We start from the raw sequence: 20,577 nt of genomic DNA on the forward strand, positions 1-20,577 counted from the left end.
TCGTGTGGTTACAGTTTGAGTGCTGGTGAATTCATAAGTGGGGGGGAGTCGGGGGGCAAGGGTGGATGGTGCCCTATTAGCCTTTGATGAGGCTGCGGTGATCCCATTTGGGGCGATCCGGCTGATGGATGAGTGAGTTAGCCAGCTTGCTGTTGGTGATTTCCATTTTCTTTGGATCAAAAGTGATGTTGGTATTGGTGCGGTGGGCGATCTTGCCGAGGTTGACCAAGGTGCAGGAGTTGAAGCCGTTGTTCTGGTTCAGAGCGAAGAGCTTCTTCTCGCGGATGGCCTGGTGGAAATCGGTGACCTGTGCTGGAGGGTCGGGGAGTTGGGCGACCTTTTTCTCGAAGTCTGGGATGTCCGACTTGAAGCCTCTGAAGATTTTCCCTTTGGAACCTTCGATGAAGGCGGCGTTCTTGTCCTTGTTTGCGCCATCCAGTACGATGGTTGTTCCGTCTGCGTACTTGTAGGTGATGCGGCGCCAGCTGCCGACTGCATCGGTATCCTGTGGGTCGGCATCGATTTCCACGGAAACAGGAAGCTCATCGTCCTTGCCGAGGATATACTGAACGGGATCGAGGTAGTGCTGCCCCATGTCTCCCAGTCCGCCACCATCGTAGTCCCAGTAGCCGCGGAAGGTGCCGTGGGTTCTGTGGCGGGAGTACGGGCGGTACGGTGCAGGTCCAAGCCAGGAGTCGTAATCCAGTACCTCAGGCACCTCCATGATGGGAAGTTCGGTCTTGCCCACCCAGTTGAATTTCCAGTTGAAGCCGGTGACCCCACTGAGGGTGACCTTGAGTGGTCCGTCTCCAAGCATGCCGCTGGCCACGACCTTGCGGACGTCCCGGGCGAGGACATTGGAGCCATAAAATTTGCTCTTGAAGCGGAACCAAGTGTTCAGGCGGAAGGCGGTCTGGTTCTTGTTGATCAGGTCGCGCATGGCCATGCCTTCACCGATGGTACGGCTCATCGGCTTCTCGCCCCAGACGGCCTTGCCGGCATTGGAGGAAGCCATCGCCATGTAGGCATGCCAGTGAGGCGGGGTGGCTACGTGAATGATGTCGATGTCCTTGCGCTCGAGAATCTCGCGGAAGTCGTGATAGCCTTTGACTTCTTTGTTGCCCTTGCCCTGAACCTCTTTCATGCGGCCAGCGAGACGGGAAGAATCCACATCACAGAGAGCGAGCAAGCGGCCCGGACGGCCCAGGTGATTGGTACAGATGCCGCCGCAGCCGATGATGGCGCGGGTGAGTTCCTCGGATGGTGGTGTCTGGCCTGAGAGTCCAAGAACGCGGCTTGGAACAATCGATACAGTGGCTAGTGTGGCGAGTTTGCCGAGTGCTTGGCGGCGGTTGATTTCAGTCATGAGCTTAATTCGTCGTTTTTTGGGTCCTTGCGTCCGTGAATGCGGCAAGCAATCACACAGCAGGGAGACGCCATCATATACCACGATCTTTCAGATCCTGACAGGATAAGAAACAAAAACACCCGGCTAAGCAGCCGGGTGTTTGAAAGGTTTCGATTTTGTCTGTCCAGTGACTTACATGGCAGACTCGGAATCCGGAGTCGCTGCCTCGGCGGCTTCTTCCAGATCCACATCGTCGGTCTTCACTTTGTCCCAGAAGAACATGAAGAAGAGAACCATGACTCCCAGAGCAAATGCTGCAGGAACATACCAGAATTTGGCAAAGTCAATTACGCCGTCTGAGGTGCACATTCCAGTCCATTGACCAAAGAGCTGAGCTCCGATACCAAGACCGAGGCCTTGGGTAAGCATCACAACGAGAGACTGGGCCTGATTGCGGATGGCTGGTGGTGCTTTCTTGTCGGTGTAGATCATGCCAGTGACGAAGAAGAAGTCATAGCAGATACCGTGGAGGAGAATACCAATGAAGATTGGCAGAGTTAGCATTGGGCCTTCCTGGCCGAATGCATAGCCCCAGAGACCATAACGTGCTACCCAGGCTGCCATGCCGATAGTGAGCATCCATTTTACTCCAAGTCGGGCGAAGCAGAATGGCATGATGAGCATGAAGATGATCTCAGACATCTGGCCGGTACTCATGGCGCCTGTGGTGGAGCCGAAGAGAGTGACGCCCATTTCCCCGACATATCCGTAGCCCTTAGCGTAGTATCCAGCGAGTGGAATACAGATCAAGAAGCTGGCGAGAGCGAATACGAAGAAGCTCTTGTTTTTGAGGAGGCCCCAAGCGTCTTTACCGACGATTTCGCCGACAGCGATTTTCTTACCTTTGGATGGAGGAGCTGTTTTTGGAAGGGTGAGGCAGTAGATGCCAAGTAGCGCAGAAGCAATGGCTGCAGCGGTGAAGATGTGCTGGGAATTGTCAGAGAATGAAATGCTAGCCATTACAGAATTCAATTTTTCTGTAGCTGTTGCAATATCTGCCTGGATTCCACTTTCTGTAGCGGCTGCTAGGCCTTCTTTAGCTTCATTGACCAGTGCTTGTTCTCCTGTGAACATGCGTGATCCCCACATCACCCAGTTACCCACGATCCAGCCAATGGTGCCTAGTACGCGTACTATGGGGAACTGCTTCTCGGCATTGTCGAGGTGGCTGAAGGAGAGACTTGCTGTCAGGCCGAGAGTTGGCATGAAGCAGATCATGTAAGCCAACAAGCAGAGAATCATAGGATGGCTAAACTGACCAAGAAGTGAGTCTGGTGCTCCAGCAGAGGCTAGGCTTGGTGCGTAGTACAGTAGTGCTGCACCAATAAGGAAGAGGATTGAGAGAACTTTCTCTGTATTGAGGAATCGGTCAGCGATGAGTCCCAAGGTAAGTGGGGCTAGGATGGCTGCGATAGGGGCTACTGTATAGGCGGCCGCGTCGTAGGATCCACCTGCACCGATGGCAGTCATGCCGTTTTGGTCAAGGAATCCCCAGAGGGCTACATACCATGCTCCCCAGATAAAGAACTGGAGGAACATCATGATCGATAACCGGATGACGGTTCCGGTAGAGCTGGCTTTAGCGTTACTCATAGTTAGGTTAAGTATAGTTGATTAATAGCGTTGTAAGAGTACGTGCGCGTTAGGGCATCATTTCATAAAGGACATTGTTAGCCATGGGAAGAGTGAATTTTGACGATGACTAGCTAAAAAGTGTGCAGGTCATCGTGACAGCTTGTCCGCTTATTCTGTGTCACTATGGCGCGCTACTGTGTCGCGCTGGCGTGTCATTTTGTCCCTTTTGAGGGGTGTTTGAAGGAGCGTGCTGTTACGGGTTCCATTGTGTTTTGTTGATATAGAGAGGGTTGGTTCTTTGCTTGGGCGGGTGGCATGAAACCTGCGTTAGTAAATGGTAAGAACGCGCCTGCGCGCGCCAAAGGCATGCAGGCTGATATTTAACCTCAATAGAAAGAAACAAAGATTATGGCTAAAATTCTAGGAATCGACTTGGGTACAACCAACTCCTGTATGGCCGTCATGGACGGTGGCGAGGCGACAGTTTTGGAAAACTCCGAAGGTGCACGCACTACTCCATCCGTAGTGGCATTCACTAAGAGTGGTGAGCGTCTGGTAGGTCAAGCTGCCAAGCGCCAGGCTGTTACCAACCCAAGAAACACGATCTTCTCCGCTAAGCGTCTCATCGGTCGCAAGTTCGACGAGCTTACAGACGCAGACAAGCGCATGCCTTATGAGATCGTGAAGGCAGACAACGGCGACGCCCACATCAAGGTGGATGTAGCTGGAGAAAGCAAAGTATACAGCCCGCAGGAAATCGCTGCCATGGTTCTCGGCAAGCTTAAGAGCGATGCTGAGTCCAAGCTCGGTGAAACCATCACTGAAGCAGTGATCACTGTTCCAGCTTACTTCAACGACTCCCAGCGTAGTGCTACTAAGGCAGCTGGAGAGATCGCAGGACTTAAAGTTCGCCGTATCATCAACGAGCCTACCGCAGCAGCTCTTGCCTACGGTCTGGACAAGAAGTCCGACGAGAAGATCGCGGTATACGACCTTGGTGGTGGTACCTTCGATATCTCCGTGCTGGAAATCGGTGACGGTGTCTTCGAGGTACTTGCAACTGACGGTGACACCCAGCTTGGTGGTGACGACTGGGATAACGCACTCATCGAGTTCGTTGTGAACGAGTTCAAGAGCAACGAAGGTATTGACCTCTCCGGTCAGCCAGACGCTCTGCAGCGTATCAAGGAAGAAGCTGAGAAGGCGAAGATCTCCCTCTCCAGCTCCCAGTCCTACGACATCAACCTTCCGTTCATCACAGCAGACCAGAACGGTCCTAAGCACATCCAGCTTACCATCAGCCGCTCCAAGCTTGAGCAGCTTACTGACAGCCTCTTCGCTCGCACGAAGAAGCCAGTACTCGACTGTCTCAAGGAGGCAGGTGTATCTGCCAGCGAGGTGGACGAGCTCGTGCTCGTCGGTGGTATGACCCGCATGCCTAAGGTTGTGGAAACAGCCAAGGCGCTTGCAGGTAAGGAACCACACAAGGGTGTGAACCCGGATGAAGTGGTAGCCATCGGTGCTGCGATTCAGGGTGGTGTTCTTCAGGGTGACGTGAACGACGTTCTTCTTCTGGACGTGGCTCCACTGACTCTCTCCATCGAGACAGCAGGTAGCATCGCCACTCCAATGATCGAGCGTAACACCACCATCCCAGCGAAGAAGTCCCAGACTTTCTCCACCGCTGCGGACAACCAGCCAGCTGTGGACATCCGCATCTGTCAGGGTGAGCGCAAGATGTTCGAAGACAACAAGATCCTCGGTAACTTCCGCCTGGACGGCATCGAGCCGGCACCACGCGGTATGCCTCAGATCGAAGTGACCTTCGATATCGACGCCAACGGTATCCTTCACGTTTCCGCCAAGGACAAAAAGTCCGGCAAAGAGCAGAAGATCTCCATCGAAGGCTCCAGCGGTCTCTCTGACGAAGAAATCGAGAAGGCCAAGCGCGAAGCTGAAGAGAACGCAGAGGCAGACGCCCAGCGTGCAGAAGCAGTGCAGGTCAAGAACGAGGCAGACAGCATGGCTCACCAAGTCGAGAAGCAACTCGAAGAAATGGGTGACCAAGCTCCAGCTGAACTCAAGACTGAGATCCAAGGCAAGATCGATGCCGTCAAGGAAGCCCTCAAAGAGGACGACCTCGACAAGATCAAGTCTGCCAAGGCTGATCTCGAAGCGATGCTTCAGCAGCTCTCCCAGGCAGCCCAGGCTGCAGGTGCAGCAGGCGGTCCAGCTCCAACAGCTGAGCCAGCCGATGACTCAGAATCTGGCGAGCCAAAGAAAGCTAAAGGAAAGGTTGTCGACGCTGAAGTCGTAGAAGACTAAGCCTGACGGCTGTCATTAGTTGACAAGTCATTAGTCACGGGTGGTTAGGTTCACCCGTGACTTTGCTAAAAGTAAAAGCCTATGTCTTCAAAAACGATCAACGACTTGGAAATCTACCGCGAAGCGATGAGCCTCGCTGAGGAGATCTGGGCTTTGGTCGTATCCTGGGATGGCTTTGCTAAAAGCTCACTTGGGCTGCAGTTAGTACGCAGTACGGATTCGATAGCTGCGAATCTCACTGAAGGCTACGGGCGCTTCCATTATAAGGAGAATCAGAAGTTCTGCTTCTATGCTCGAGGTAGTCTGCAAGAAACCCAGACTTGGGTGGAAAAAGCTGCAAGAAGGGGGGTGATTCCAGACGAAATGGCACGACAGCTCTATGCGAAGTTGGAAACGCTGAAGAAGCGGCTTAACGCTTACATTTCCTCCATCGGGCAAGCGGCATCTACCTAATGACTATTGACCCCTGACTAATGACCTAAACTTTTTAGCTGCTTCCATGTAGCGAACTAACAAAAACAATAATCTAAACAATAAAACAAACGAACTAAACATTATGTCTAGCATTACACCACTCGGACAGCGCGTACTCGTTAAGCGCATCGAAGCTGATGAAGTCAGCGCAGGCGGTATCGTTCTCCCTGATACAGCCAAGGAAAAGCCACAAGAAGCTACTGTGGTTGCCCTTGGTACAGGCGGTAAGAACGAAGATGGAAGCGACTTCGAATTCTCCGTCAAGGTGAACGATGTCGTTCTGATCTCCAAGTATGGCGGAACTGACGTGAAGGTGGATGGTGTTGATCACCTCATCCTTCAGGAGTCCGACATCCTCGGCATCGTAGGTTAATTAAACGATCTAACAAAAAACTTTTATAAACATTATGGCTAAGCAATTAGAATTTGACGAAAAGGCACGCCAGTCCCTTCTCCGCGGTGTGGAGAAGCTCGCTGCAGCTGTTAAAGCAACACTTGGACCATCCGGTCGCAACGTAATCATCGACAAGAAGTTCGGTTCCCCAACAATCACCAAGGATGGTGTTTCTGTTGCTAAGGAAATCGAGCTTGAGGACGCATACGAGAACATGGGCGCTCAGCTCATCCGTGAAGTATCCTCCAAGACATCCGACGTTGCTGGTGACGGTACCACCACAGCGACCGTTCTTGCTGAAGCAATCTACAAGGAAGGTCTTCGTAACGTAACAGCTGGCGCTAACCCAATCAGCCTCCAGCGTGGTATTCTCAAGGCATCCGAGGCAATCGTTGCTCGCCTTGCAGAGATCTCCAAGGAAGTTTCCGACACCAAGGAAATCGCTCAGGTGGCGACTGTTTCCGCTAACTGGGACACAGAGATCGGTGACATCATTGCTGAAGCGATGGACAAGGTTGGCAAAGACGGCACCATCACCGTTGAAGAAGCCAAGGGTATCGAAACCACTCTCGACGTGGTTGAAGGTATGCAGTTCGACAAGGGCTACCTTTCTCCTTACTTCGTGACTGATCCAGAGAGCATGGAGTGCTCCCTCGACAACGCTCTCATCCTCATCCACGAGAAGAAGATCTCCTCCCTGAAGGACATGCTTCCACTCCTTGAGAAAGCAGCCAAGACAGGCCGCCCACTTCTCATCATTGCTGAGGACGTTGAAGGTGAAGCCCTCGCTACTCTCGTAGTGAACAAGCTCCGCGGTACTCTCAACATCGCTGCAGTTAAGGCTCCAGGTTTCGGTGACCGTCGTAAGGCTATGCTCGAAGACATCGCCATCCTCACCGGTGGTAAGGTCATCACTGAAGAGCTTGGCATCAAGCTTGAGGCTGTTGAGCTCGACGACCTTGGTTCCGCTAAGCGTATCTCTATCTCCAAGGACGCTACCACCATCGTTGAAGGTGAAGGTGGTTCCGATGCCATCACTGGCCGTGTGAACCAGATCCGCCGTCAGATTGGTGAAACTACTTCCGACTACGACCGCGAGAAGCTCCAGGAGCGTCTTGCCAAGCTCGCAGGTGGTGTTGCCGTGATCAACGTTGGTGCTGCTACTGAGACAGAGATGAAGGAGAAGAAGGATCGCGTAGACGATGCTCTCCACGCTACACGTGCAGCTGTTGAAGAAGGTATCGTCCCAGGTGGTGGTACTGCACTCATCCGCGCACAGGCAGCTCTCGATACTCTTGAGCTTGCAGGTGACGAAGCTACAGGTGCTGAGATCGTTCGCCGTGCCGTTGAAGCTCCACTTCGCCAGCTTGCCCTCAACGCAGGCCGTGAAGGTGCTCTCATCGTTGACAAGGTGAAGGATGCAGACGGTAGCAACGGCTACAACGTAGCTACTGACGAGTACTGCGACCTCGTTGAAGCAGGTGTTGTTGACCCGACTAAGGTCACACGCTCCGCTCTTCAGCACGCATGCTCCATCTCCGGTCTTCTCCTTACCACCGAGTGTCTCATCACCGACATCCCTGAGCCAGAAGCTGCAGGTGGTGGCCACGGTCATGACCACGGTATGGGTGGCATGGGCGGCATGATGTAATCAGCCGTTACACCTAAGTAACTTTAAAGCCGGTCGCGGAATTCCGTGACCGGCTTTTTCTTTGGAAAGCAATGGGAGACTAACAGAAGATTTATTTCTGTTTCTCGGTGATCACCGGAGCGGTCTGTTCAGCTGTTGCGGTGCCGCCGGGGAGTTCCATGATCTTGATATTGCGGAAGTGGATCTCAGCACCTTCGGATTCCAGACAGATGTATCCCTTTCGCATGGAGGACTGGCTCATGCCGTTAACGAATTTACCATTCACGGAAAGTTTGATGACGCCGTCCACGCAGACGACATCGTAGGTGTTCCATTCACCGCGCGGCTTGCAGCGATTCTCGACCGATTTGCTACGCTGGCCTCTTGGGTTGTCTGGTACGGCGGTCAAACCATTGGCTCCGAAGAGTTCGCCATGAACGTAGGCGATGGGGCGGGGATTACCGTTTTTGTCTGGGTAGAGCTTGGGCCAGTCCAGTTCTAACATCTGAACTTCCATGCCGAGTGGCAGGCGGTTGGGTGCTGGTGTGGCATTGCTCCAGACGAAGACGCCTGAGTTGCCGCCAGCTTCCATGTGCTTCCACTCGATATGCAGGACGAAGTTCTCGTATTGCTTCTCGGTCCTCATTACGCCGATGGGCTTGCCGGTGCAGATGAGGATGCCGTCTTTGACCTTCCAAGTTTCAGGAGAGGTGTTCACGTCCACCCAGCCAGTGAGGTCCTTGCCATTGAAGAGTGAGGTCCACTTGGGGACTTTTTCTTCGGCGAATACTGAGCTGATGCTGGATACGGCGAGTGCGGAAATAAGAAGTAGAGATTTCATGATAGTCTGGTGAGTGAATAGCAAGAAACATACTAGCACATCACCAGACATCTTTCAGTAGCAAGGGGCGGTCTTATTTTCTGAGTAGAAGAATGGCCCAGATAGCAGCACCCAGCAGGATGATCAGATAGAGCGGCATCCACCAGCTGGATCCGTGCTCAGGGGCTACGCTGAGTTCCAGAGTCATCGGGCTGTCCGCATTGAGCTGTACCCCGCGGTGGAAGTGGAGCAGTTGTCCACTCTCCGGCATGGTGATTTCGATCGCCTGCGGAGCTGGCTGGGCGGCGAGTTGCTGGCTGACCATGCGGTTGGCAATGCTGAGCATGGCCTGACGTTCTTCCTGCGTGTTTCCGCTGAGGAGCTTGTCGATGTCGGATGGGTTGTAGTTGGTGTCGCCATTGAAAACCGGGTTGATCTTGGCGGCCTCTTCCAGCGCGGCATTCATGTTGGCCGTATTACCTACAGCGGCATTATCGAGGTAGATCTTCTGGCGTCTGGTGTTCAGGCCCATGAGGGCTTGCTCGTTACGCAGCTTGCGGAGTTGGACTCGGGCATCTTCGTTAGAGGCTGCATCCACGGCTCTGTTGCTGGAGACTTGGTTGAGGACTTGCTCGGCTTTCTTGTACTCGCCTTTACTGATCCAGTCATTGGCCTGCACCATCTGATCCTGTGCTTTTTCTACCACAGCCTGACGCTTCGACTGCATGGTCTCCTGGTACTGGCTTTCGCTGTAGCTGCTCTCTACACCATGGGCATCGATGAGGTCGAATGACTGGTCGCGGCTGGCGAGTTGGTAGCCCTTCGGTAATCTAACAAACCAATCAATCTTCTCGATGGGGGCATTGAATCGAGGGCCATCCAGCGCGATATTCTTTTGAGTATCGGCTTCGCCAAGGTCACGGTAGACGATGCGGACGTCCGCGTGGCGGTCATCCTCGGCTCCCGGAGTCACGTAGAAGAGATGCTCGTCACCCTGACGCACCACATCCACGCTCTCGCCATTGACGATTACGCTGAAGAGCTCTGCTTTTTCAGGGAGCATGGCGCGCATGGTGTGCTTTTCCACCACGCGGACTTTCAACTCCACCATGGTTAGGGCAGCGCCGTGGTCGCTGAAGACTGAAGTGAGTGTGCCATTGACGATGCGTAGCTTCAGAGTGTCTGCGATGTCGTGGCGCTTGACCGCAATCTTCATGGCCATGTCAGGGACAGTTACCTGATAGCAAAGGCCTGGGACGTTGCCCTCAGCTGGGTTGCGGAGTTGGGCTGGGATGTTCGCCCAGTCGAGCGTGCGCCATCCAGCAGTCTCAGACGGTGTCATATCGAGCCGTCCGCTGGCACGCACGGTGACGAACTGGGTGACCTGGCGGGCATCAACGAGTTTGATGGGCGTGATGCTTTCTGCTGAGCCGCGTTGTTCGACTGCGCGCTGGAATTCAATTTCCACAGGCACATTGCCGATGATTCCACGGCGGAGCCTAATTTCCCAGATATCTCCATCTAACTTTACGATCTCTTTCACGGAGGCGCCACTGCCACGCACGGTGCGGGCTTCTTCCTCGCTAAGGCCGGGGAGTTGGACGCGCAGGGTTTTGACTGCAGCGTTTTCGATGGTGTAGTTCAGGCTGAGGCGCGTTCTGGTCTGGCCCTCACGCAGGGTGACTTCCTGCAGTGCGGTCGCTTTGACCCAGGGATCCAGCTTCTCGATTCCGATGCTGAGCTTCCAGTCTGATTGCAGGAGCTTGAATGCCAGGTCTCCTTTGCGGTTGCTACCGGCAGTGCGTGCATCGAGCTGGGAAATGTGCTGCCTGTTGATGGTGCGGATACGAATGCCAGGGTTCGGAGAGATACGCAGGTCACCTGTCTGTCTCACGGTATTGAGGATGCTGAAGTGCGGGACTTGCCATTCAGCAGCGCTACCATTGGCCGCAGGGGAGCGTCCGGCCATGGTGATCGAGAATTGCTGGGCACCGATGGTTCTGCCATTGAGCTGGAGCACGGCGATGCGTTGCTTGTTACGTTCGATCTCGGTCCAGTCGCGCAGGGCAGGGCTGCTGATAGATTCTATCTCCAGATCCTGTGGAATAGGGAACTGCAGTTCGAAAATACCTGCTCTGAGGATATTCACATTCGCAGTGATCGAGAAGACTATACGCTCTTCACCCAGCGAGAGTACCTGATTTGTAGTGACCCTGAGTTCGGCCTCCACGGGTTCGATCTTGAGGGAGAGCTGTGCGTTTTCCTTATTGTAGCGGTAGACCTTGTGGAGAGTGAAGCCGCTGTGGACTGCTTGGGCTTGCTGCAGGAGGCTGGCTTTAAAATCACCGATGTTAGCGGTAGCCAGACCTTCAGTCTGGATGTTGTCCGGCTGGGCGTCATCGGAGAATGCCAGGCCTAAGATGCCTACCACGGTGTCTGCCTCGCGAACGCTCAGGGGAGCCAAGGATAAATCCTGTGGGAGCTCGGCCAGTCCGCGCTGGCTGGTGACAGTGAGTTGAAATTCACGTGATGCCGGTTTTGCTAGATCGATGCTGAGAGTTTTATTGTCCGGGTTGAAGCGCCAGCTTTCCACATTGTGGCCCATCACATCACCGATCATGATGTCAGCCGGGGTGTCGATGGTGAGAGAAGAAATTTGGCCGCTGACTGGACGTATGGAGAGTTCATGGTAACCATCGACAACGCCGGGAGACGGTAGATAGATGTCTGCAGATTCTACAAAGAAACGTGTGGGTTCCTTTTCAGGATCTCTGCTGGCAGGGCGTAGGCTGAGCGCAGCTGCCGTGACTGGAGTAAGAACCATGTCGGCACCGCTGAGCCCTGCAGCCAGTGTCGTTTTCTGCTCCTGGCTGATGGCATTGGCTGAGCTGACTTCCCAGTTGGGTTGATCCACAGTGACCGAGAGTCGATGAGCGGCGCTTGGGCCAGTGGGTACGGTCCAAAGATGGTCCGTGAGGTTCTGCATCGGCATCTCATAGCTCACCGAAGCGGTGATCAGTCCATCACGCTGCGCGATCAGGTACCAGGTAAGCTGGCCATTGTTGTTGCCTTTGCTGACTTGGGCGCCTTCCGCTTGGATGTTTTTCAAGACGGCAGGATTGGACAGGAGCACAATGCTTTCGCCAGCCTTGGCCGTCCACTTGACTTCCATGCTGGCCTCCAGGCGTTCCGCTTTGATGCTCCAGTTCTGGGAAATGGAATCGGCAATCTCGCTGGCTGAGGAGACATCGCCGGAGCCAAACCAGAGAGACATGGCGAGCACGGCGGTGGCGGCCGTGGTCACTGCTTTCTTTGCGCGGCGCATCATGGAGCCCTGTAGCCACTGCTGGATAAGCAGGATGAAGAGCAGGCAGCAGATGGCAGCCAGAATGCCGTAGAAGGCAATCGCTCCCCCATGCTGGCCAAGGATGCCAAGAAGAATCAGTGCCGCAGCTCCTGACTGGACGAGTGGATTGCGTAATTCCCGGCGGGCGACTCCTCCGATCAATGCGATGGCACCGAGAGCTCCAACCGCAATCCATCCTTTCGAGATCATGGCTTCGTTGACTGTTTTGTTAGACATGGTGATGACTAGTGGTTGCTCAGGTGAGACAACTGGGGTGACGACTTCAAAACTCTGTTTGTTCACTCTGCGCTCGCTCGAAGCTTTGGTGGCCAAGTTGACCGAAAAGACAAAAGCGAGAATGATCCAGAGCACTCCCAGGGCTGGTATCCAGCCGCCGCTCTTGGCTCTGCGAAGCGTCCATACGGAAGCGATGATCAAGAGCAAGATGCCTAGGATCTGGAACGGGTACTTCATTTGCCATTCAAATCCTGTCTCCGTGAGGTTGGGTTCGCTGGGCTTGGCGTTGCCGTCTATCACTTCGAGCAGATGATCACTGTCGCTGGTGATTTTCCATTCGCTGATGGTAATGGGAGCGGCGAGTGATGGAGTTCCCGCAGTAGGGCGTGAGGCATTTTCCGAGGTGCTGCCATAGCGAAGCGTGACTTTGACTGGAGCATTCGGGTCGTTCTTCGGCGGCAGCGGCACAAGGATGTGGCTGCCGTCTTTGCGGGCATTGAGGCTTTCGCCATCTGCACGAACTTCCCAGAGTGTGGAGTTCTCAGGAAGGGTCAGCTCAAGGGCTTTGCGTCCTCGGGTCTTGATAAAGAAGCTGGCTTCGGTGACTACCTGTCCGTCTCGGGAGACGACAGTATCCAAGGTGGCAAAGTCGACGACTTGGCCGAGGGTGGAACTTGGCTGATACCACTCGACGTTCATGCTGAGCTCGAAGTCACGGGAGGCATATTGCCAGGCTGCTAGAGAGGGAGCACTGCTCATCAGGCGATACTCCGCGGGGAGCTCGGATGCGCCAAGCTTGAGCAAGCCATTGGAAACGAGAATGGAGGGTTTGACCTGAGTGGGGCTGACTACCTGGATAAATCCACCTTCATTGAGGGCGTCCATCGGTCTTACTTTACCCAGTTCCAGCGTGCCACCCTTGGCGTCCATCGGCTGTTCAAAGGAAACTAACAGAGTGGATCCGCCGAGTGTCGGCTGATTGAGCGTGACGATGAGTTGATCGCCATCTTGTCTCCAGCTGCGGACATTCTGACCTTCCACAATCACATTACCCAGACCGTTTTTCTCACTCAGTCCGGGTACGAGTATTTTCCATTCATTCATCGGTGAACCCACCACGAAGTAGTTGATCAGCACACTTCCGTAGACCATGGACTCGCGCAGGGAGTAGAGGTGGAAGACGTCTGCCTGGATGCTCTGTGGGAGAGACTCCACAGTCATGGTGGCTTCCCAGTCGGCATCGCGCAGACGGAATGCCTGCTGCAGAGCTGCGGAACGTTTAGGGAAAAAGGCGAGTGGGGTTTCTACGAGTTTCTTGATGTCCTTCGGGACGAGTCTCCAGCCGAGCGCGGCTTCGACTCCCAGATTGCCTCGTACGGATTTGGCCTGAGGGTAGTTGATCTTTACGAGTTTCCAGTCGCCGGCCTTGGTCGATTTGTTGAGGGAGAGATGAACGTGGATCAGCTGACGGCCGATGACTTCCTTGGAGAAATTAATTTTTAGGCTGCGCTCTCCGTTGGTCACGGTGCTGCCCACGATCATCTGGGCGACCTCGGCACCGGTGACGCTGGCTACGGCGTAGTCGGCAGGGATACGCATTTCCCACTCACGGAGTGGTGCCTCGCGGATATCGAGCTCGATGTTAGCCAAGACCTCGCGATCGGCCTCGGACAGCTTGTAGACGAGGACCTGGTTGACTCCCACCTCTGGCAGGATCTGGTCGGCCACGACTTCCCAGTCGCGCTGGGCAGAGGGAAAGCGGTAGACGAAGACCTGGCGCGGCTTGCTGGGGAGATTGGCTCCAGGGAATTGCTCTGGGGCCAGTTGCATCATGCCTTGCTGATTGGAGACACCTAGCCTAACAGCGCCGTGGTTGCTGAGTCTGACGTGACCTGAATGACGCAGGGCATTTTCCGGGGTGATGCGGAGTGGTTTGACCTTGGCTGGGAACTGACCCAGAGGGTACTGGGTCTGGATGGTGATAGGGTTGATCACGTTACGTTCACCTGTGAAAGTGATTTCCAGCTGACGCTGGTCGCCTTCTCCAGAGACCTTCCAGTTGCCTACCTGGTCACCGTGTACTGCAAGGATATCTCCGGGGCCGTCCAAGGTGAGGCGCATGGTACGCATTTTCCCCTGCATGATTTTCGTCTCGATGCGAGTGAGCTCTTTCAGCATGCCTGCACCGACCTGCACATCCACCAGTGCTTTGGTGGTAAAGAAGAGTTCTCCCTGGGCGTCGGCTTTCTGGTCTTTCCAGTAGACTTGGCAAATCCCCGTGGCTGGGAGGAAGCCAGTCCAGTTTCCGCTGGTGTCTTGTTGGGGGACGACGAGCGCATCCTGTTTGAAGCTATAGCCGGCAGGAATACCGGAGAGGGTGAGGGGGACGATGGCGCTGTGAGGGATGGAGAAGGTCAGGCCCTGCCAGCCCTGAGGTTCGTAGAGTGAGGCGGCGAAGACCATGTTGATGGGGTATTCGCCAGCTTCGCTAAACTTGAGCGTGTAGCTGCTATTGAGTCCTTTGCCTCTGAGAATATCCAGTGAGTAGCCAGCGCCGTGAGGAAATTCTTTCAGGGCGAGCGGGCCGGTTAGGAGGGTGATTTCCCCGCCTTCAGAGGATCTCACAGAGGCGGTGCCACTCAGAGTGATAGTGGCGCTTTCCTTGTTCTCACTGAGAGTGGCATTCAGTTTGAGTTGCTGGAGATTGATCTTGCCGATAGTCGCACCGCTGGCACTGGTTCCGAGCACGATGGAGTTGTTTGCCGTCGAGAGTAGGGAAAGTTCGTAGGGATTGGAGGTGTTGACCTTGAGCGGCTGGCAGCCATTGGCCTGCTGGAGATTCACTTGAAGACCCGGCGACCAGCTGATCTTGGTCTCCTGGCGGAATCCTGTCGCTTGTCCGGGGCTGAGGGTGGTGACTTGGAGTTCCTTATCCAGCTCGGTGGCATTTCTCAGGATCTTGGCGCTGATGGCTTTGGCCTTCGGGTCATTGGGAATGAGGTCGAGATAGGCTTCGTTGGTGCTGACATCGTGGCGCACCGACCAATGCTTGAGGTTCGGCCCCTGCACGCTGAGGTTTCTGGTGTCCCCCGTGATCTCCAGGCTGAGCTTGTCTGCTTCCCCTTGCACGATGTTGAAATCCAGCGAAATCGTCTGTGTGACGGAGGATGGCTGGATCTTGACCTCATTCAGGGCTTTGGCCGTGAAGAAGAGAGGAGCTTTAGGAGGCAAGCCTTCTGCAGTAAAGACGACCTTTCCGGAGCCTTCAGTGCTCGTGGAAGTATTGATCTGATTCTGGCCAATGGCCGCCAATGGGATAAGCCCAATGGCGGCACTGGCCACGAGAGTGGCAAGTCCGGTAGACTTGCGTTCGACACACAGAAATCGTTTCATAGGGTAAATGGTAAAAGATGGATGTTAGAAGTTGTGTAAACAGCTTGTAAAAAAAACAGGGGGGTGTGCTTATTTGGTTTTTTCGCACATCTGGATCAGCTGCTGGACGCGCTGGTCACTGGGGAACTGGGCTCTCAGTGAGCCGAGGACTTTGTTGTACTGATTGAAATCCGTAGTGCCCGAGTCGGTGCCGTGCAGCTTGTCTGCCAGCAGACCTGCGGTGGCGGCCAGCTGCATGGAGGGCTTGGCCTCATTGAGATGGGTGGCGTCCTTTTGGTAGGGGATTGTCCAGCTGCGTTCGACCATCTGGCCGCTTTCCATGTCGCGGAAACGGACGAAGACTTCGCCGATGTCTCCCTGGCCCTCTGGATTAGGCTCGAACTGATAGAGTGCGCTTCCGCTTTCCTCCGCGGCCATTTCAGCCGCGTCTACTTTGTCGTTGCGGAAGTCTTCCGTCTTCAAGCGGTGCTTCTCAAAGCCCAGCAGGCGGTACTTGGAAACGCGGTCCGGATTGAAGATCACCTGCACCTTCACATTCTGGGCGGCTGGGCGGAGGGCTCCAGCTACCTGGCGGGCAAAGCCGGCATCCGCATCCTCTGCCCGGTTGATCAGGTAGTAGCGTCCGTCGCCTTTGCGGGTCAGGGCTTCCAGGATGCCGTCGTCCAGCCCCTCGGTGCCGATGCCACAGGCATCGAAGGCGATGCCATGCTCACGCATCTTCTCGATCATCGTGGTCAGCTTCTCCGGATCGGCATTGCCTAGATTGGCTGCGCCGTCTGTCAGGATGATGACTCGGCTGGAGCTATTCTCACGGCGTGAGCTGAGGGCGTGCTTGTGAGCCGCTTTGACGGCTTTCTCGAGATTGGTGCCGCCTTCACTTGGGATGCGGGAGACGAGCTCTACCAGCCCGGCTGCCTTGTCTCCAGTGATGCGGTCGGCGAGCAGGCGGGTATCCAGAGCAAAGCTCATCAGGGTAATGCGGTCATTCGGTCCCAGCTGCTTGCCGAGCACTTCCATGGCCTTGAGTACGGCGGCTTCACGGTCCTCGCGGTCCATGGACCCTGAGTTATCTAGCAGGATGGTGAGGTCCAGTGGTTGGTTACGCCCCTGCGCTGCGGTACTCATGGAGATGCGCATGAGGTTGCGCTGCTGACGGAAGGGATGCACGGATTGCTCGATGGCGCAGGAAACCTTTTCCTGCATGCTCGGTGTCGGGTCAGCGTAGTCGAAGGCATTGACGAATTCTTCAATCCGGACGCTCTCCGCTGCTGGCCAGGTGTTGCGCTCCAGCATGGCTGCCTGGGCCAGCTTGAAGGAGACATCACTGACGTTGAGGGAGAAGGTGGATTCAGGCTGCTCGGCAGCAGGAATTTCCTCGTTGAGAGGCGGAGCTTGTTTTTTCTCTTCCAACTTTTTTGTGGAGCTCTCGGAATCTGGAGTCTTGTCTGATTCTAGTGAAGGAAGCAGATGTGTTAGGTCGTTGTTGTTGACGCTTTGCTCTTCGCTCATCCAGTTGGCGAGCAAGTTTTCGTAGCTCTCGGACTTCTGTGCAGTGTCATTCGGGAGCTCCGGTGGCTCATACTCTGTTGGGTAGAGCAGAGTTGGAGGAACGTCTATTTCCCAAGCCTGATCCACCTGACGCAGCATTTCGGAGCGGGTGTGGTCATAAGCCGCGCGGTAGTAGTCGCTATTCAACTTGGCGATTTTCTCCAGGCCTCGGCGTGCGGCTTGGTTGTAACGGTCGCTGCGGAGCACTTCCTTGTATTTTTCCTCTGCTTCGTCGAAGCGACCCAGGTTGGTCAGCCCCTCTGCTTGATAGAGCCCCTTGCGGACTTCGTCGACTTGCTTGGCATGCTCATAGGTGAGCACTGGGCTCGTTTGAATAGGTGACTCCAGATAAGTGAGCTGTTGCTTTGCATCAGAATGGCTAGGATCTTTTTCCAAGACCTGCTGGAGTAGCTGTCGTGCTTCCTGATAGCGGCCAGTGCGGCGGTACTGCTGGCTCAGTGCGATGTTTCCGTCATGCAGATGGTCCTGAAAAGCTTTGCGACGCTGTTCAGCAACAGGCCCTGCCGGTAGCATAGCCTCTGCTTTACGGTATTCAGCAATGGCCGTTTCGTAATCCTTTTCAGCATAGGCTTTGCGGCCTGCGAGGAAGGCTGCATCAGCTTCATTGGTTCTACTGGCTCTCACGGCCACTTCTCGTTGGATGAGGTTACCCAGAATGACCTGACTGTCTGCGGTGTCTTCGGCATTGGAGCGGGTGATGTCAGCTGCAAGATCGTATTTCAAGCCACCCCTGACATCATTCACAGTAACGCCTGCACTGGTTTTTCCCACACTGCCCTTAGCCATCTGGCTGGATCCTGATCGATAGGAGAATCTGGCGGTCGGGTCTTCTTGGGCTGTAGTTGACTTCTTTTTGGCCAAATCAGCTTTGCTAGATTCGTTGGATATTCCGTAGTCGTAGTTTGCTCCATACTCGACCCTTACTTCATCACTAAAAGCGTCTTCCTTCGCTATTCTTGCGAAATGTGAAGCTTCATTCTTTGCAAGTTGTCCATCAGCGTTGCCCCAGCCTCCGCCGAAGTCGTCACCATCGCCGAAGTCGATCGATGGTTGGTTTGTTTCCATTTGGGGTGCGGGTACAATGATGGGGGATTTTGTCTGTGATGCGATGACCTCGGCCATGCTGGATGAGGGGGCGGAAGGCTTGCGCTCGACCTGATTGGCGACCTCTGGTTTCTCCTGGCTCATGTCGGCGTCACTTCCGGCCGAGAAGCTCATGATTTCAGGAGCTTCTTTGCTTGCTAGGGCCACTTGTCTATAGATCTCCTGATTGGGATTCATCACAGCGACGATGACCACCGTGATGACGAGACAGGCCGCGATGCCTGTAGCACTTCGCCATTGATGCTTAAAGGTCTTGTAGGGGGAGGTGAGAGGTAAAGGTGTCGGGAGAGCCACCGTTTCGTCCTCGGATTTAGTGCCAAAGTGTTCTAGCAGTTCAGAGCGTCTCTTTGGGGGAAGCTTCCACTCGTCGTCCTGATCTGGTGCCGAGGCCAGAGCGATGTTCTCGTGCAGCGCGAGCATTTCATCGTGAAAGCGCTGCAGGGCGGGATCCTCCTGCATGAGGCGCTGGAGCTCGGCCTGCTCGAAATCGCTGGCCTCACCCATTACCATCGCGATGATGCGGGCTTCGACTTCCGGGTCATTCCAGGCTTCTATCTTATCATCACTCATGACTGTGCTCCTTTACTTGTTAGCGTTGGGTGGGAGTGCATTATCCTTTGCTCCCTTCTATGCCTGCCTGGCGCAGCGAATCGCCAAGCGTTTTGAGGACGTTGTGCAGGCGGTAGCCTACGTTCCCGATTCCGATGTTGAGTTTCTCACTGATGTGAGCGTAGGAGAGGTTTTCCTCGTACTTGAGGCGGAGTAGCTCGCGGTCATCTTGCTTCATCTCTGCCATCAGCATGCGCACGTTGACCATGACTTCCATGCGGCTGGCCTGATCGTCCGGGCAGTCCTGCTCCGAGCTCTCGTCTTCTCTCTCCGTCAGGTCCTCGCGCTTGTGCTTGCGGAGGTGGTTGAGGGAAAGATTGCGCACGGCCCGGTAGAGCCAGGGTCTGGGCTGGTCGACTTCATGCCAGTGCTGATGCAAACGCATGAAGGCCTCCTGCACGACCTCTTCAGCCACTTCCCTGCGTTTGACGAGGGTGTAGGCGTAGCGCAGGAGTGGTGACTCCTCGTTCTGGAACCAATCCTCGATCGGTGCTTTATCGCTGGGCGATACCGGTACTGTGTCGCTTTCTGGTTCCATTACCTTTATTGGCGTGCATGCCTTCATTTGTGACAAAAGCCTTCCTATTAGTTAGGACACACCAAGAGAGGAGAACTTAGAAAAAAATAGACATTTTAGGAGTCTTTTTTCGCAAGTGGCACAGAATGAATGCGTAAACTCACGCATTCATGGCGCAGCGGAAGCCCATGTGGCTGGTAGAGGAGTCCGGAGTGGCGCTGGTACGGGCTGAGTTCCGGTAGCGGTTGCAGTAGGACGCGTGGCAGAGAAAGGAACCGCCGCGGATGATGCGCTCGCTGCCCTGATCCGGGCCAGTCGGGTTCACCCTGCTGCCATGCACGGGGAAGTCCAAGTCGTACCAGTCCTGGCACCATTCCCAGACATTGCCCGAGGTGTTGTAAAGCTGGTAGCCATTAGGCTGGAAGGATTTGACCGGTGCGGTGAAGAGGTAGCCGTCCTCCTCGGTGTTTTCGATGGGGAACTGGCCCTGCCAGATATTGCAGCGGTGTTTGCCGCCGGGGGTGAGCTCATCTCCCCATGGAAAATGTTTTCTAACCAGACCTCCACGGGCGGCACATTCCCACTCGGCTTCGGTGGGGAGACGTTTGCCCGCCCATACGGCAAAAGCCTGAGCATCATTCCAGGAGACATGGGTGACTGGGTGATCCATGATTTGGCGGATGTTTGTTCCCGGGCCGCCGGGCCTTTTCCAGCAGGCTTTGGGCGTTTTGATCCACCATTCGGTGCCCTCGGCTGTCTCCAGCGTCATGCGCTTGAAGTGGGATTCAGTAATCTGCAGGTAGAAAACAAAGGACCAGCCGTGCCGTTCGGCATCGGTCTGGTATCCCGTGGCTTCGACGAAGGACTCAAAGTCTTTGTTAGTAACGGCATATTGATCGATGTAGAAGGCATCCAGAGTGATCTCGCGCACGGGGGCTTCGGCATCATCCACCCAAATCTCTTCGCTATCATCGCCCATCAGAAAAGAATCAGCAGGAATCAAGCTCATGGCCTCATGGCTGCCAGCCATGGGGGAGAGGATCCTAGGCTGCGTGTCGGGTCTCTCCGTAGAGTCTCCGGCTTGCTTGCTAGGGCTGCAGCATGATTTTCCGTGCATGTTATTAAGTTACGCGTGCTACCTGACTTTGCCTATAGAAAAAGCCCGGCTAAGCAGTG

The 20,577-nt window shown here is 54.8% G+C and carries 11 protein-coding genes; 4 read left to right on the forward strand and 7 right to left on the reverse strand.

Annotated features, from left to right (window positions below):
- Positions 1-76 precede the first annotated feature (76 nt).
- Both BUB27_RS04165 and BUB27_RS04170 read right to left on the reverse strand, forming a co-directional pair.
- Entirely contained in the window at positions 77-1,366 is a 1,290-nt protein-coding gene (locus tag BUB27_RS04165; RefSeq protein ID WP_143158279.1) for a Gfo/Idh/MocA family oxidoreductase, read from the reverse strand.
- Positions 1,367-1,540: 174 nt separating this feature from the next.
- Positions 1,541-3,001, reverse strand: a complete 1,461-nt coding sequence (locus BUB27_RS04170) for an MFS transporter (protein WP_143158280.1) — start codon at positions 2,999-3,001, stop codon at positions 1,541-1,543.
- Between the two features lie 390 nt (positions 3,002-3,391).
- Between BUB27_RS04170 and dnaK the strand changes: the two genes are divergently transcribed.
- From dnaK to groL, 4 genes are all read left to right on the forward strand, one after another.
- Positions 3,392-5,308 carry a molecular chaperone DnaK gene (gene dnaK, locus BUB27_RS04175; RefSeq protein ID WP_143158281.1) on the forward strand — a complete coding sequence of 639 codons (1,917 nt, stop codon included), beginning with the start codon at positions 3,392-3,394 and terminating at the stop codon, positions 5,306-5,308.
- A gap of 81 nt (positions 5,309-5,389) precedes the next feature.
- Positions 5,390-5,761, forward strand: a complete 372-nt coding sequence (locus BUB27_RS04180) for a four helix bundle protein (RefSeq protein WP_143158282.1) — start codon at positions 5,390-5,392, stop codon at positions 5,759-5,761.
- A gap of 103 nt (positions 5,762-5,864) precedes the next feature.
- On the forward strand, positions 5,865-6,155 hold the full coding sequence (locus BUB27_RS04185) for a co-chaperone GroES (protein WP_143158283.1): 291 nt from the start codon (positions 5,865-5,867) through the stop codon (positions 6,153-6,155).
- 34 nt (positions 6,156-6,189) lie between these two features.
- Positions 6,190-7,827: a chaperonin GroEL gene (gene groL / locus BUB27_RS04190; RefSeq protein WP_143158284.1), complete on the forward strand. Its 1,638-nt coding sequence runs from the start codon at positions 6,190-6,192 to the stop codon at positions 7,825-7,827.
- Between the two features lie 91 nt (positions 7,828-7,918).
- Here the strand turns inward: groL and BUB27_RS04195 are convergent, their stop codons facing one another.
- From BUB27_RS04195 to BUB27_RS04215, 5 genes are all read right to left on the reverse strand, one after another.
- Complete coding sequence (locus BUB27_RS04195; protein WP_143158285.1) at positions 7,919-8,647, reverse strand: 3-keto-disaccharide hydrolase; 729 nt, start codon at positions 8,645-8,647, stop codon at positions 7,919-7,921.
- Positions 8,648-8,720: 73 nt separating this feature from the next.
- Positions 8,721-15,602, reverse strand: a complete 6,882-nt coding sequence (locus BUB27_RS04200) for a hypothetical protein (RefSeq protein WP_143158286.1) — start codon at positions 15,600-15,602, stop codon at positions 8,721-8,723.
- A 69-nt stretch (positions 15,603-15,671) separates the two neighbouring features.
- On the reverse strand, positions 15,672-18,845 hold the full coding sequence (locus BUB27_RS04205) for a YfbK domain-containing protein (RefSeq protein ID WP_143158287.1): 3,174 nt from the start codon (positions 18,843-18,845) through the stop codon (positions 15,672-15,674).
- A gap of 40 nt (positions 18,846-18,885) precedes the next feature.
- A complete protein-coding gene (locus BUB27_RS04210; protein WP_159434795.1) occupies positions 18,886-19,422 on the reverse strand; it encodes an RNA polymerase sigma factor in 537 nt (178 codons plus the stop codon).
- A gap of 139 nt (positions 19,423-19,561) precedes the next feature.
- On the reverse strand, positions 19,562-20,518 hold the full coding sequence (locus tag BUB27_RS04215) for a formylglycine-generating enzyme family protein (protein ID WP_143158289.1): 957 nt from the start codon (positions 20,516-20,518) through the stop codon (positions 19,562-19,564).
- Positions 20,519-20,577 lie beyond the last annotated feature (59 nt).

The sequence above is a fragment of the Rubritalea squalenifaciens DSM 18772 genome, from assembly GCF_900141815.1.
Lineage (GTDB): Bacteria > Verrucomicrobiota > Verrucomicrobiia > Verrucomicrobiales > Akkermansiaceae > Rubritalea > Rubritalea squalenifaciens.

Excerpts from the sequence above, each read along its gene's own strand:
- BUB27_RS04165 (WP_143158279.1), bottom strand. The coding sequence starts at position 1,366 with ATGACTGAAATCAACCGCCGCCAAGCACTCGGCAAACTCGCCACACTA.
- BUB27_RS04170 (WP_143158280.1), bottom strand. The coding sequence starts at position 3,001 with ATGAGTAACGCTAAAGCCAGCTCTACCGGAACCGTCATCCGGTTATCG.
- dnaK (WP_143158281.1), top strand. The coding sequence starts at position 3,392 with ATGGCTAAAATTCTAGGAATCGACTTGGGTACAACCAACTCCTGTATG.
- BUB27_RS04180 (WP_143158282.1), top strand. The coding sequence starts at position 5,390 with ATGTCTTCAAAAACGATCAACGACTTGGAAATCTACCGCGAAGCGATG.
- BUB27_RS04185 (WP_143158283.1), top strand. The coding sequence starts at position 5,865 with ATGTCTAGCATTACACCACTCGGACAGCGCGTACTCGTTAAGCGCATC.
- groL (WP_143158284.1), top strand. The coding sequence starts at position 6,190 with ATGGCTAAGCAATTAGAATTTGACGAAAAGGCACGCCAGTCCCTTCTC.
- BUB27_RS04195 (WP_143158285.1), bottom strand. The coding sequence starts at position 8,647 with ATGAAATCTCTACTTCTTATTTCCGCACTCGCCGTATCCAGCATCAGC.
- BUB27_RS04200 (WP_143158286.1), bottom strand. The coding sequence starts at position 15,602 with ATGAAACGATTTCTGTGTGTCGAACGCAAGTCTACCGGACTTGCCACT.
- BUB27_RS04205 (WP_143158287.1), bottom strand. The coding sequence starts at position 18,845 with ATGAGTGATGATAAGATAGAAGCCTGGAATGACCCGGAAGTCGAAGCC.
- BUB27_RS04210 (WP_159434795.1), bottom strand. The coding sequence starts at position 19,422 with ATGGAACCAGAAAGCGACACAGTACCGGTATCGCCCAGCGATAAAGCA.
- BUB27_RS04215 (WP_143158289.1), bottom strand. The coding sequence starts at position 20,518 with ATGCACGGAAAATCATGCTGCAGCCCTAGCAAGCAAGCCGGAGACTCT.